We start from the raw sequence: 13,649 nt of genomic DNA, 5'->3' as shown, positions 1-13,649 counted from the left end.
AACTGGTTAACAATTCTCACTTTAAGGTTGACCAATTTAACGGGTTAAAAAGGAGTCTTGAATGTTACGTCCGATAGAAACCTCATCACGCGAAATCAAAAAACTGGATGGTCTGTGGTCATTTAGTGTGGATACCGATGGCTGCGGGCATACGCAGCAATGGTGGAAGAGCCCGCTAACCGACAGCCGTCAGATTGCGGTTCCTGGCAGTTTTAATGAACAGTTCGCTGATTCAGATATTCGCGATTTTGTGGGTGACGTCTGGTATCAGCGGGATATATTTATTCCTAAAGGATGGGGCGGCCAGCGTATTGTATTGCGCTTCGATGCGGTAACCCATTCAGGCAAAGTATGGATCAATGACAAGGTGCTGATGGAGCACCAAGGGGGTTATACCCCGTTTGAAGCCGATATCAGTCAGCTGGTTTCTCCCGGTGAGAATGTCCGTATTACGGTGTGTGTTAATAATGAACTGAGCTGGAATACGATCCCACCGGGCATGGTGACCGTAGATGATGATGGTCGTAAGCAGCAATCTTACTTCCATGACTTTTTTAATTACGCGGGTATTCATCGCAGCGTCATGCTGTATTCCACGCCGAAGACATTTGTCGAAGATATTACCGTCGTGACAACGGTTGCAGAAAATGGACTGTCGGCCTCTGTTCACTGGCAGACGAAAAGTAACGGTGAGGTGCGTGTTGAACTGCGCGATAGCGATAAACAGCTGATTGCTTCAGGTAATGGAAACCAGGGCGAGCTTGTCGTCGAAAATCCCCATCTGTGGCAGCCAGGGGAAGGCTATCTTTATGAGCTGCTGGTTACCACAAGATCAGCCGATAGCCAGGATGAATATCCTCTGCGAGTGGGGATCCGTTGTGTAGAAGTAAAAGGAGAGCAATTCCTTATCAACCATAAACCTTTTTACTTTACCGGATTCGGTCGTCATGAAGACGCTGATCTGCGGGGTAAGGGTTTTGATAATGTATTAATGGTTCATGATCATGCGTTAATGAACTGGATTGGGGCTAACTCTTATCGCACCTCCCACTATCCTTATGCCGAGGAAATGCTTGATTGGGCGGATGAGCACGGCATTGTGGTTATCGATGAAACGCCAGCGGTAGGGATTAATCTGGCACTGGGAATAACCTTTGCTGATGTCGGTAAACCTGCAAAATTATATTCTGATGAAGCGATTAACGATAAGACTCAGCACGCGCATCTCCAGGCGATTAAAGAGCTGATCGCTCGCGATAAGAATCACCCGTCGGTTGTGATGTGGAGTATTGCGAATGAACCGGATGCCAATCCGGCAGAGGCTCGCGATTACTTTGCTCCTCTTGCCAAGGCTGCACGTGAGCTTGACAGCACCAGGCCGATTACCTGTGTCAACGTGATGTTCTGCACCGCAGAGACCGACACCATTACTGATTTATTCGACGTTGTTTGCCTTAACCGTTATTTCGGCTGGTACACCCAGTCAGGTGATTTGATTAAAGCTGAACGTGAGTTAGAGAAAGAGTTACTCGCCTGGAAGGAAAAACTGCATCGCCCGATTATTATTACAGAATACGGCGCAGATACCCTGGCAGGATTACATTCAACCTATAAAGAGATGTGGAGCGAAGAATTCCAGAACGATTTCCTGGATATGTATCATCGCGTTTTTGACCGAATTGATGCGGTGGTGGGTGAGCATGTCTGGAACTTCGCTGACTTTGCAACCTCACAAAATATCATTCGTGTGGGCGGCAATAAGAAAGGGGTATTCACTCGCGACAGAAGGCCAAAATCTTCGGCCTTTGTTCTGAGAAAAAGATGGAAAAATACGCCTTATGGTGAGAAACCCAAACAAAATTAATCAACTTATCTAGCTGATTAATTTTAGCTGTAGAATAATTTTCAGATGTAAATCAGCGCTGTAATAGAAATGGTTTTGTTACAGCGTTATTAAAAATAATCAGTTCAGAACGATAATTTTACATTTATTGAATTTTACTCTTTATCAGGCAGGTTTTCATGAATCAACAATTATCATGGCGTTCTATTATTGGCTATAGTCTGGGTGATATGGCCAATAACTTCGCTTTTGCCATGGGCGCTCTATTTCTCCTCAGTTATTATACCGATGTCGCGGGAGTCGGTGCCGCAGCAGCAGGAACAATGTTATTACTGGTCAGGGTCTTTGATGCTTTTGCCGACGTAGCAGCGGGCAGAATTGTTGATAGCGTCAATACCCGATGGGGGAAATTCCGTCCTTTCTTATTATTTGGCTCAGTACCGTTAATGGTTTTCAGTGTGCTGGTGTTTTGCGTTCCAGCTGACTGGGAGCACAGCAGTAAAGTGATTTACGCCTATGTCACTTATATGGGGTTAGGGCTCTGTTATAGTCTGGTCAATATTCCCTACGGCTCGCTGGCAACCGCGATGACCCAGGAGCCTCAGTCCCGGGCACGTCTGGGGGCTGGGCGGAGTATGGCGGCCGCATGTGCTTTTATTTTCCTGGCTTTTCTTATCGGCCCGAATATCACCAGCGGTGACCCTGAACAGATGCAAAGTGCTTATTTATACTGGACAAGCATTTTTGCAGTAATAGGTGTACTGCTCTATTTTATCTGTTTTAAAACAACCCGTGAAAACGTCACGCGTATTGTCGCCCAGCCTTCGCTTAAAATTAGCCTTCAGACGCTGAAAAAAAATCGTCCGCTGATGCTACTTTGTGCAGCAGCATTATGCTTGCTGATTTCAACCTTCTCCGTCACCGCATCCTCCTTATTCTATGTTCGCTATGTGTTAAACGATGCCAGTTTATTCTCGGTAATGATCCTGGTACAAATGCTTATCGGTAGTCTGGTCTCTGCCCCGCTGGTGCCTGTTTTGGTCTCGCGTATTGGAAAGAAAAATACCTTTCTCGTTGGCACCTTTATTGGTGCGGTGGGTTATCTGTGCTTTTTCTACTTTTCAGCACATTCTGCCCCCATTGCCTTGTCGGCGTTTGCTATTGCCGCCGTTGGCCAGGGTCTTGCAATGACCGTCATGTGGGCGCTTGAGGCGGATACCGTAGAATACGGCGAGTATCTGACCGGCGTGCGTATTGAAGGTCTGACCTATTCATTGTTTTCATTCACCCGTAAATGTGGCCAGGCAATAGGGGGCTCGATACCCGCTTTTATTCTTGGATTAAGTGGTTATATTGCCAACCAGGCACAAACCTCTGACGTGATATTCGGTATCAGAATGTCGATATCCATTGTTCCGTTATTATTTATTATTGTTGCTTTTATTATTATCTGGTTTTATCCATTAACCGATAAACGATTTAAAGAAATTGTCGGTGAAATAAATGAACGTAAAAAAGTACAACAACAATTAATTGATGATATCAATAAATAATCATTAAAGAACGCGACCTGATACAATAAAAACTTAAGGTTAGGCGATGAAAATATTAAAATATATTGTAACCACATTACTGGTTACGGCTTCTCTCTGTACCTCTGTTGCTGCCGAAAGAATAACTGATGAAGAAGATGCCTTACGATTCAGACTAAAGAATGAACTCCGCAGAGCGGATAAACCCAGCGCAGGAGAGGCAAGGCATATCTATGCCTGGGTTCAGGGAAGTATGGTTGATTTCAATAGCCGTTATTATGAAGATATTATCGGTATTGAAGGCGGGGCTTATTATGTTTATAAACTTGGTGCGCGCAATGATATGAGTACCCGCTGGTACCTGGACGGACACGATAGTTTTGGTCTGGCATTAGGTGCGCTAAAAATAAAACCTGCGGATAATATCAGAATTAAAGTGGGGCGTTTTGGTACGGACTATGGCTATGGCAGCCTGCCGTATAACGTACCGTTAATAGCCGGTTCATCTAACCGTACCTTACCGGTTATTTCTGAAGGCGCATTAGGATATTGGGCTGTGACCCCTTCCCTTGATATTTGGACGATGTGGCGTTCACGCGTGTTCACTGCTTTTGATTCTGAAAATGGCGTCAGAAACGAAGGTGTTTATAACGTCAGTACGGGCGACTATGACAAACATCGTGCACGGACTTTTCTTGCCGCGAGCTGGCATGACAGTACCAGCCGTTACTCTTTCGGAACATCGGTACAGAAGGATGTATCTACTCAAGTTCAGGGGCAGGCAGAGAAGCGTTTTTCCCTCTCTGAGGGATATGCGGTGAAAGGCGAACTGCTTGGGTTTTATGTCAAGCTTGACGGGGAAAGCCGTTCAGCCACGGCATACAATGAAACACCGATGATCAGTGGCCGCCTTAGCTGGATAAACCCTAAGGGCAGTGTTTTCGCCAGTGCCGGATACCTTAAACATGCTATCAGCGGGACCGCGGTAGATACCGATCTTGGTTATCCTTTTGCTTTAAGTATCGATCGTAATAAAGAGGGCATGCAGGCCTGGCAGCTCGGCGTTAATTACGCGATGACGCCCCAACTCACTTTCACACTGGCTCCCTTTTATACCCATGGTTATGAGTCCTGGCAGCGAGATGTGAAAATTATCGGCCTCGGCGTTTTGGGTGGGGTGGGTTATAACGTGGACAGTGGCTTATTAAAAGGTATGAATATATTCCTTGCGGCTGACCGGGCACGAGAAAATAGAGAGGGCAGTGCTCTGGGAAATAGACTTAATTACTGGGATATAAAAATGAGTGTGCAATATGACTTTATGCTTAAGTGACTATAAATATATTAATTCTGTTATTTAATTAATTTTTACCCCTGTGTAAGTTTAATATAAAAACATAATCATTTTTATATTTATGGCAGTGTTGTCGTTGATAGTATAACAAGAGAGGAACTTAAATATGAAACAAACCTGGCGCTGGTATGGCCCAAGTGACCCAGTCTCGCTTTCAGATGCACGTCAGGCTGGTGCCACAGGTATCGTCACGGCCTTACATCATATTCCGAATGGAGCCGTCTGGTCAGTGGATGAAATCCTGAAAAGAAAGCAAATTATTGAAGATGCAGGTCTTGAATGGGCGGTGGTTGAAAGTGTTCCTATCCACGAAGAGATAAAAACGCATAGCGGTAATTTCGAACTCTGGATCGAGAATTACCAGCAAACACTTCGCCACCTGGCATTATGTGGTATTTCGACCGTTTGTTATAACTTTATGCCCGTGCTTGACTGGACGAGAACGGATCTTGAATATCGTTTACCGGATGGTTCGAAAGCTCTGCGTTTTGATAATATCGAATTTGCTGCCTTTGAAATTTATATCCTGCAAAGAAAAGGTGCCGAGAGCGATTATAGCGAAGAGGAAATTAAGCAAGCTCACCAGCGTTATATTACTATGAGTGATGAAGATAAAGCGCGGTTGACGCGTAATATCATTGCCGGCTTACCGGGGTCAGAGGAAGGATATACACTGGAACAGTTCAGCCAGTTTCTTGATACCTACCAGAATATTGACAGAGATAAGCTGCGTGAGAACTTTGCTTATTTTCTTAAGGCGATTATTCCGGTAGCCGAAACGGCAGGTATACGCATGGCCGTTCATCCTGATGACCCACCGCGTCCTATTCTGGGTTTACCGCGTATTGTTTCTACTATTGATGATATGCAGTGGATTGCCGATACGGTGACCAGCATGGCCAATGGTTTTACTCTGTGTACGGGTTCTTATGGGGTAAGAGCGGACAATGATTTAGTCAAAATGATAAAACAGTTTGGCCCGCGTATTTACTTCACTCATCTACGGTCCACACAGCGTGAAGAGAACCCGAAAACCTTTCATGAAGCAGCGCATTTAGGGGGCGATGTTGATATGTATGCGGTGGTCAAAGCTATCGTCGAAGAAGAGCATCGCCGTAAGGCCTCTGGCGCTGACTATCTTATTCCCATGCGTCCTGACCACGGCCATCAAATGCTCGACGATCTGAAGAAAAAAACCAACCCCGGTTATTCCGCTATTGGCAGGCTTAAAGGGCTGGCTGAAGTTCGCGGCGTTGAGCTGGCGGTGAAACGTATTTTATTGGGTCAGTAATCGATTACCGCATGGTGTCATTATCATGCGGTTTCTTCTTTCTTTAGATTATCTCTTGCAGGTAGTCAGGAATTGACGATGAAAAAGAATATCGCAACGGGAAGCCTGTCTGTTGCACGACCTGAGTGGGGAAACTCGCGCCTTGTCTCTCGTATTGTGCATCTTGGATGCGGCGCTTTTCACCGTGCTCATCAGGCATTATTTACGCATCATTTATTGGAGTGTAGCGACAGTGACTGGGGTCTTTGTGAAGTCAATATCAGGCCGGGAGAGGGGGCCCGGCTGATTGAAAATCTCCAATCACAAAATCTGCTTTATACCGTTGCTGAGCTTGGGGCGACAGGTACTGAATTAAAAATAATAGGTTCGGTAAAAGAGGCCCTGCATCCAGATTTTGTTGGTATTGAGGGGATCCTGGCGGCAATGACCCGGCCGGAAACCGCGATAGTCTCTCTCACTATTACCGAGAAAGGCTATTGTACTTCAGCGGCCAGCGGTGCACTGGATTTACACCACCCGCTTATTAAGCATGATCTTGCTCACCCCGCACAACCGGAGTCGGCTATTGGCTATATTGTTGAGGCCTTAAACCGGCGTCGTCAGCAAGGTAAAGCCGCTTTTACAGTCCTGTCATGCGATAACGTACGTGAGAATGGCCATGTGGCGAAAGCCACGGTCATAGGGCTGGCAACGGCGAGAGATCCTGAACTGGCCGAATGGATTGAACAGCATGCCACTTTTCCCAGCACTATGGTCGACAGAATTGTACCCGCCGCTACCCCTGAGACGCTTGCTCTTATTGCCGAACAGCTAGGTGTTTTTGACCCCTGCGCTATCGCCTGTGAATCCTTCAGGCAGTGGGTGATTGAGGACAATTTTGTTCAGGGCCGTCCTGACTGGGATAGGGCTGGAGCCCAGTTCGTTGATAACGTGACCCCTTTTGAATTAATGAAATTACGTATGCTCAATGGCAGCCATACTTTTCTTGCTTATCTGGGTTACCTGGCCGGGTATGAAACCATTGCGGATACCATGGGCTCTCCGGCTTATCGCCATGCGGTAAAAGCACTTATGCTGCAAGAGCAAGCGGTAACCCTATCCATGCCGCAGGGAACCTGTCTTAATGATTATGCAGAGTTGCTTATATCACGCTTTGCTAATGCTTCGCTGAAACATCGGACATGGCAAATTGCGATGGACGGTAGCCAGAAATTACCCCAGCGTTTGCTTGACCCTATTCGCCAGCATCTTGCCGCAGGCCGGAGTTTCTCTCGTCTGGCGCTGGGTGTTGCCGGGTGGATGCGCTATGTCAGCGGTATTGACGATCAAGGCCAGACCATAGAGATAGTCGACCCTCTGGCGGAACAGTATCAGGCCATTCATCAGCGTTATCGGTCCGCGCAAGACCGGGTTCAGGCACTGTTAAGTATTGACTCTATTTTTGGTCACGATTTGCCAGAAAACAGACTCTTTGTCAGTACGGTGCTGGAAGCCTATAACCGTTTGTTGCAACAAGGTGCCCGGAAGACGATTGAAGCGCTTGAGGAAACTGAGAATTGAATCGTTCGGGGCTGATATAGCTGAGCGGGCGTATCTGTTTATTGTCATCGGGCCAGAGCCGTTAATTATTTAGCTGCTCTGACCCAATTTATTCGTGCTGGTGGCGATTAAACCGATAAAAGCTTGTTCATAAGATGTTCAGACATGTTTATTTCTGAACTCAGTACGACGTAACAATTGGCATTTTCCTGCTGCGGATACCCTTTATATTTACCACGCAAATCGCAAATTGTCTGACCGCGCCCAGGGCCATTTGTTTTGTCGATGACGACGCTCACTTTTGGCGCAAGACATGAGCTAATACCCTCTACAGCAAACACCGCTGCGACCGGGTCGTGTAAAGCGCAGGCTTTTCTGCCGTAAACGTTGATGTAAAAATCAGCATATAGCTCAAGCATCTGACCAATTTTCTGAGCAAATTTACTGTCTGAATTAAGCAGTTTTTGTTTATCTGACTCTTCGAAGGTGTAAAGCATCGTGATATCGAGTGGGATCATCACGATATTGTTCATGTGCTTAAAGACAACATCAGCCGCTTCGGGGTCACAGGCTATATTCGCTTCTGCAACAGGCGTTCGGTTACCCGGGGCATTAGCCGCGCCTCCCATAATGGTCAGGGTAGAAATCAGCGACGGAAGATTAGGTTCAAGCTCAATCGCCCGGGCAATATTTGTCAGTGGTCCTGTCGCCAGAATACTCAGCGAACCCGGATTCTCACGAGCCAGTCTTACCAGCATTTCCGGCGCAGATTCTTGTGATAACGCAGACGGCGACGCGGTGAGGTGAACGTTACCAATTCCGTTCTCACCATGAATATGCTGGACATCGCACACATACTTTTTATTGAGGTAATCAATTTCACCGACTGCGACAGGAATAGAGTCAATCCCCGCCAAGTGGAGCAGGTTATGTGTATTATGGGCGCCCGTAGGGGCATCAATATTACCGCAAACCGATCCTATTCCGAGTATTTCTACTTTTTCGGGTTCAGAGATGAGATAACCCAGAGCCATTGCATCATCAACGCCGGTATCACAATCAAAGTACATCTTTATTTTATTCGTTTTCATGATTTGTTCTCTTATCGGATACAATACTGACTTTCCCAGTTGCTCAAGGCTTTCTGGAATTTAATTTTTTCTTCAGGAGCGGCAAAGCTGGCATCAATTGAGTTTTTTGCCACTTGATAAAGCGTGTTATTGGACCAACCAAAGGTATTCTGACAAATTAAATACTCGTCCATCAGGGTGGTATTTAAGAGAACAGGATCGTCGGTATTGATAGTCACTTTGACGCCGCTTTCCAGAAGCCTGTTTAGTGGGTGTTTTTCGAAACTCTCATAGACACCCAGTTTAATATTTGACGTCGGGCATACGCCAATAGGGATATTCTTGTCTACCAGCAGATCGACAACCTCAGGATCTTCAATAGCCCGCACGCCATGATCAATACGATCGGCACCCAAGAGCAGAATGGCATCACTGACGCCCTGCGGGCCGCTTGACTCCCCGGCATGTACCGTTCTCTTTAACCCGGCATTTCCGGCGCGGGAGAAGGCTTCTGCAAAGCGATTCCCCGTTCTGCCGGCTGCGGCTTCATTGCCATCCACTGAAAGCGCAACGACACGAGGATGTTTCAGCGTTGTCAGAAACTCCACTAGCTCAATCGCTTCTGACGCACTTTGCTGTCTTAACAGACTCACGCACAAGCCCACAGAGGCTAATCCATCCTGTTCCGCTTCACGTAACCCTGAATCGATGGCATCAATCATGCCATCGAGTTTTCCATGCCAGGCTTTCCAGTGCGTAGGGTTAAAAATTAAATCAGCATAAATACCGCCATTGCGGCTCAGACGCTCAGCATAGGAATAACTCAGTTGTGCAAGGCGTTCACGCGTGCTGACAAGGCTGCTTGACCAGTCGAGAAACTCCAGAAAATCGGTAAGCCCTTTAAAATTCAGTAACTCTTCTTTTGGGCGGGGAAGCAATATGCCCGATTCTTTAGCCCATACTGCTAACTGTTCAGGATCAAAACATCCTTCTAAATGGACATGAACCTCTGCTTTAGGTAGCTGCGTTGCTATAGTTTTTTTCTCAATCGGGTAGCTGGTCAGTGTCATGACTTTCTCATCAGTTAAATGCAATTTATCAGGCGTTGGTTAGCAGATTCTACAGCTTGCATCTTAAGGTATGATGTTATACCTCTTGGCGTGATGTCAAACAAGGGTGTTTACTTATGGTTGTGATCCACTTAAGATTTTTGACGATCAAAATATAAGGGATACAATAAGTGAATAATTTAAATGAATTTTTATCTAATCCCTTACAAATTGCGATTGGACAACCTCTGCGTGTCGCCGTGTACTCAAAGCTGGCTGAAGCAATACGTAACGGCGTTATCCCTCTGGGAATGATGCTTCCTCGTGAAAGTGAGCTTTGTCTGAAGATGGGAGTAAGCCGAACGGTTATCAGAGAAGCACTGATGCTGCTTGAAGAAGATGGCCTGCTGGTAACGAAAAGAGGGGTCGGTCGGTTTATTTCAACAAGACTGCCTTCTCCTGGTCTGGAAAATATTACCTCTCCTGAGTTATTGCTCAGCGGTGATTCTGATTCATTATCGATCAAACGCATTGAGTCATATCTCCAGAAACCCTCTGACTTAACTATTGAGGTTCTTAATCTGGGAAGTGAAAGTGATTCCTGGTTCTGTGAAAGCCTGATTTACCGTGATGGAAAATGCATCGCCCTGATACAGGAACACCTGCCGGCAGGAGAGCGCCTTAAAGAGATCCACCCTCAACTGAGTCAGTTTATAGAAACGAATAAACAGACATCAAAGTCTATTCTTTCTATTCTGACTGAGCTTTTAGAGAAGCCTTTGGTGCCGGGTTTATGCCAGATTCAGGCGGGCGTACCGGGACATGATCGCAGTGCCAAGATGGATCTACAGAAAAATTCACCGGTATTGATTATTACTCAATCACTCTCTTATAAAGACAAGCCAATCTATCTCGCTAAATATATTATTAACGCATCTGAGAAAATTATTATCAATCAGGCAACTCAGTCATAACATTAATGATATTTTTATGAAATATAATAAAGTCTAGCTCCCGGTATCTATTTATACCTATAAATAGTTACTTCTATGAATTAACCGTTATTTTTACGAGTTAATTCATCTATATACATATACTCATCATTTTTAAATACTGCTTTTCACTCATTCCACGCCTTGACGAGGGTCATTTGCGGGTTCATTATATAATCAATTATATAACGAAAATAATTGCTGGCTATGACATGGAAATTACGCGTCGTAAATTAATTGGATATTTACTTTCTGGCGCGGTTTTGTCAGTCAGCCCTTTTGCTACACGAGCCGCCAGCACGCTTTTAGCGCCATTTGGTACGCTCCCTTCGCCACAAAAAACGCATCGGATATTAAGTGCAGGAGCTCCGGCCGATCTATTATTACTGGCACTCGCGCCCGAAATGTTGCTGGGATTATCATCATTTGATTTATCTCACTCTGACGATGATTTTCTTTCCGAATCGATTCGTCGTCTTCCCAAGCTAGGGCGTCTTTCTGGTCGAGCAAGTACGTTATCTCTTGAAAAAATAGTCTCGCTTGCCCCTGATATCATCATTGACTGTGGTAGCGCAGATGAAACTTTTCGTTCACTTGCGCAGCGTACGGCAGCCCAAACCGGGATCCCTTATCTCTTGGTTGATGGCGGGTTACGGGACTCTGCCAGCCAGTTGCGCCAGGTGGGGGAACGGTTAGGCGTCTCAGCCCGGGCTGAGAAACAGGCCCAGTTAGCAGAACGTTTTCTGCAAGATGCAGAGAATTTTGCAAAGCAAAATACCCATCCCCTGCGTTTTTATTCCGCACGCGGTGCTACAGGACTGGAAACAGGCTTACAAGGGTCACTCCATACGGAAGCCGCAGAGCTATTGGGATTAACCAACGTTGCCAGTGATTCATCACAACATGGGCTGGCTCAGGTTTCTTTCGAGCAATTATTGCTCTGGGATCCTGATATTATCTTGACCCAGGATCCCAGAACCTATCGCTATATCACTCAGAATGCCCTGTGGAAAAATCTTCAAGCGGTACGTAATGGTCAGGTATTCTGTTTTTCCGGGCTACCTTTTGGCTGGCTTGACTCACCGCCAGGGATCAATCGTCTGTCAGGTATGCGCCGGCTACAGTCATATTTTGATACCACCGCTCAGGCAACCTGGCTTGATGATTTGCAGCAATTTTTCCAATTATTTTACCACTCAGATTTAAGTCACGCCCAGCTTCAACGACTGCTGGAGGCTGAGTGAGTCTGACTAAAAATGTTGTTTTTTTCTCGACGGGTACTCTGGTCGCTATTCTACTGGCACTTCTGGTCGGCAAGTATCCATTAACGCCGGGCGAGCTGCTGGGTCTGTTTATTCATCCGGACGCTACACCGCTTGATCCCCGCGGTGCTACCGTGTTCTGGCAAATACGTCTGCCACGTATTCTGGCCGCTCTCGCGATTGGTGCCGCGCTTTCAGCTGCGGGTGCCGCTTATCAAGGTATGTTCCGTAACCCACTGGTTTCACCCGATATTCTGGGTGTGTCAGCCGGAGCAGGGATGGGGGCGTGCGTGGCGATGTGGCTGGGCTTACCTATTATGGTCATTCAGCTGATGGCTTTTTTAGGGGGGATACTGGCTGTCGGACTTACCTGTCTGATTGCTACCCTGGCAAAACGCCATGATCCTGTGTTGTCTCTGGTGCTGGTGGGTATTGCGATCGGCACTTTATGTGGAGCGGTGATTTCGCTGATAAAAATATTAGCCGATCCCTACACCCAACTGCCTTCTATTACTTTCTGGTTACTGGGCGGCCTTTCAACCATCACGCAGGACGATCTCTACAGCTGTATTCCTATTTTATTACTCGGAATGCTGCCACTTCTGTTACTCAGATGGCGCATGAATCTGCTGAGCCTGCCTGATGATGAAGCGAAAACCATGGGAGTGAATGTTAAACAGCTGCGTCTGATCTTTATTATTTGCGCCACGCTGATAACGGCCAGTGCCGTATCTGTTGCGGGGATTATTGGCTGGATTGGTTTAGTTGTTCCTCATATTTGTCGCTTAATCACCGGTGATAACTATCAGCGCTTATTTCCTATCTCCATGCTGGTGGGAGGAATACTGCTTTTACTGACTGACACCCTTGCACGTAGTTTATTGAGCATTGAGCTGCCTTTAGGGATCCTCACGGCGCTTATCGGGGCGCCATTTTTTCTGATGCTATTGATCCGTGGGGGGCGCAGATGAGCATGGTTTCATTCAGGCATGTCGCTCTGGGATATGGTGAGCATCCGGTTCTGCAAAATATTAATTTTGCTATTCAGAATGGGGATATCTGTTGTTTGCTCGGCGCTAACGGTTGCGGGAAAACCACACTGATGCGTACGTTGCTTGGGTTGTTGCCCGCACTCACAGGGACGATTCTCCTGGCAGGCAAACCCTTACGGGAATGGTCAGCCGCTAAACTTGCCCGGCAAGTGGCTTATGTTCCTCAGGATCAGAATACGCCCTTCTCTTACACAGTACTGGATATGGTCAGCATGGGACGTTGCGCTCATCTCGGGCTATTTTCATCCCCCGGGCAAAAAGATACCCAACTTGCCCGGGATGCACTTGATACGCTCGGTATTAGCCATCTTGCAAAACGAGACTTCCCCACACTCAGTGGGGGAGAACGGCAACTGGTATTAATTGCCCGGGCAGTCGTCCAGCAGCCGAAGCTATTAGTGATGGATGAACCCGCAGCCAGCCTGGACTTTGGTCACCAGATAACCTTGCTTAACCGTATTCGCCAGCTAAAAACGGCGGGAATGACGATATTAATGTCAACCCATCACCCGATGCATGCCAAAGCGGTCGCCGATACTATCGTGACGCTGAGTCCGCAAAACGGAGCCCTGCAGGGAACGCCAGAGGCGATGCTGAACAGCACTTCACTGTCTCAGCTGTATCACGTCAGTGAAAGCGAAATTGAATCACATCTTGGGATATAA

The 13,649-nt window shown here is 46.7% G+C and carries 11 protein-coding genes; 9 read left to right on the top strand and 2 right to left on the bottom strand.

The window, feature by feature from the left end; all coding sequences use genetic code 11:
• Nucleotides 1-61 precede the first annotated feature (61 nt).
• The 5 genes from uidA (at nt 62) to M2387_RS13615 (ending at nt 7,580) form a co-directional block, all read left to right on the top strand.
• Nucleotides 62-1,864 carry a beta-glucuronidase gene (gene uidA, locus M2387_RS13635; RefSeq protein WP_259050144.1) on the top strand — a complete coding sequence of 601 codons (1,803 nt, stop codon included), beginning with the start codon at nt 62-64 and terminating at the stop codon, nt 1,862-1,864.
• A 158-nt stretch (nt 1,865-2,022) separates the two neighbouring features.
• Nucleotides 2,023-3,396, top strand: a complete 1,374-nt coding sequence (uidB, locus tag M2387_RS13630; RefSeq protein WP_259050143.1) for a glucuronide transporter — start codon at nt 2,023-2,025, stop codon at nt 3,394-3,396.
• Between the two features lie 46 nt (nt 3,397-3,442).
• The gene (gene uidC / locus M2387_RS13625) at nt 3,443-4,708 is read left to right on the top strand and encodes a glucuronide uptake porin UidC (RefSeq protein WP_259050141.1); all 1,266 of its coding nucleotides are present in this window, start codon (nt 3,443-3,445) and stop codon (nt 4,706-4,708) included.
• 127 nt (nt 4,709-4,835) lie between these two features.
• Nucleotides 4,836-6,020: a mannonate dehydratase gene (gene uxuA, locus M2387_RS13620; protein WP_259050140.1), complete on the top strand. Its 1,185-nt coding sequence runs from the start codon at nt 4,836-4,838 to the stop codon at nt 6,018-6,020.
• 78 nt (nt 6,021-6,098) lie between these two features.
• Nucleotides 6,099-7,580: a fructuronate reductase gene (locus tag M2387_RS13615; RefSeq protein WP_259050137.1), complete on the top strand. Its 1,482-nt coding sequence runs from the start codon at nt 6,099-6,101 to the stop codon at nt 7,578-7,580.
• Nucleotides 7,581-7,687: 107 nt separating this feature from the next.
• Here the strand turns inward: M2387_RS13615 and M2387_RS13610 are convergent, their stop codons facing one another.
• Complete coding sequence (locus M2387_RS13610) at nt 7,688-8,650, bottom strand: nucleoside hydrolase (RefSeq protein ID WP_259050133.1); 963 nt, start codon at nt 8,648-8,650, stop codon at nt 7,688-7,690.
• Between the two features lie 11 nt (nt 8,651-8,661).
• On the bottom strand, nt 8,662-9,699 hold the full coding sequence (gene add / locus M2387_RS13605; protein WP_259050132.1) for an adenosine deaminase: 1,038 nt from the start codon (nt 9,697-9,699) through the stop codon (nt 8,662-8,664).
• Nucleotides 9,700-9,869: 170 nt separating this feature from the next.
• Here add and M2387_RS13600 point away from each other — a divergent pair, with 170 nt between their 5' ends.
• The 4 genes from M2387_RS13600 (at nt 9,870) to M2387_RS13585 (ending at nt 13,649) form a co-directional block, all read left to right on the top strand.
• Nucleotides 9,870-10,652, top strand: a complete 783-nt coding sequence (locus tag M2387_RS13600) for a GntR family transcriptional regulator (protein WP_259050130.1) — start codon at nt 9,870-9,872, stop codon at nt 10,650-10,652.
• Nucleotides 10,653-10,882: 230 nt separating this feature from the next.
• Nucleotides 10,883-11,914, top strand: a complete 1,032-nt coding sequence (locus M2387_RS13595) for an ABC transporter substrate-binding protein (RefSeq protein WP_259050129.1) — start codon at nt 10,883-10,885, stop codon at nt 11,912-11,914.
• The gene (locus tag M2387_RS13590; protein ID WP_259050127.1) at nt 11,911-12,903 is read left to right on the top strand and encodes a FecCD family ABC transporter permease; all 993 of its coding nucleotides are present in this window, start codon (nt 11,911-11,913) and stop codon (nt 12,901-12,903) included. The genes M2387_RS13595 and M2387_RS13590 overlap by 4 nt, the downstream gene beginning before the upstream one ends.
• Entirely contained in the window at nt 12,900-13,649 is a 750-nt protein-coding gene (locus M2387_RS13585) for an ABC transporter ATP-binding protein (RefSeq protein ID WP_259050125.1), read from the top strand. Before M2387_RS13590 ends, M2387_RS13585 begins: the two co-directional genes overlap by 4 nt.

This window comes from Klebsiella sp. BIGb0407, from assembly GCF_024807845.1.
In the GTDB taxonomy this organism is placed as follows: Bacteria; Pseudomonadota; Gammaproteobacteria; order Enterobacterales; family Enterobacteriaceae; genus JGM124.
Note: the sequence above shows the minus strand (reverse complement) of the source record. Positions and strands in the feature narration are given on the sequence as shown.

What these genes read in the sequence shown, in the direction of transcription:
- uidA (WP_259050144.1), top strand. Translation starts at nt 62, where the DNA reads ATGTTACGTCCGATAGAAACCTCATCACGCGAAATCAAAAAACTGGAT.
- M2387_RS13610 (WP_259050133.1), bottom strand. Translation starts at nt 8,650, where the DNA reads ATGAAAACGAATAAAATAAAGATGTACTTTGATTGTGATACCGGCGTT.
- uidB (WP_259050143.1), top strand. Translation starts at nt 2,023, where the DNA reads ATGAATCAACAATTATCATGGCGTTCTATTATTGGCTATAGTCTGGGT.
- M2387_RS13595 (WP_259050129.1), top strand. Translation starts at nt 10,883, where the DNA reads ATGGAAATTACGCGTCGTAAATTAATTGGATATTTACTTTCTGGCGCG.
- M2387_RS13615 (WP_259050137.1), top strand. Translation starts at nt 6,099, where the DNA reads ATGAAAAAGAATATCGCAACGGGAAGCCTGTCTGTTGCACGACCTGAG.
- uxuA (WP_259050140.1), top strand. Translation starts at nt 4,836, where the DNA reads ATGAAACAAACCTGGCGCTGGTATGGCCCAAGTGACCCAGTCTCGCTT.
- add (WP_259050132.1), bottom strand. Translation starts at nt 9,699, where the DNA reads ATGACACTGACCAGCTACCCGATTGAGAAAAAAACTATAGCAACGCAG.
- uidC (WP_259050141.1), top strand. Translation starts at nt 3,443, where the DNA reads ATGAAAATATTAAAATATATTGTAACCACATTACTGGTTACGGCTTCT.
- M2387_RS13585 (WP_259050125.1), top strand. Translation starts at nt 12,900, where the DNA reads ATGAGCATGGTTTCATTCAGGCATGTCGCTCTGGGATATGGTGAGCAT.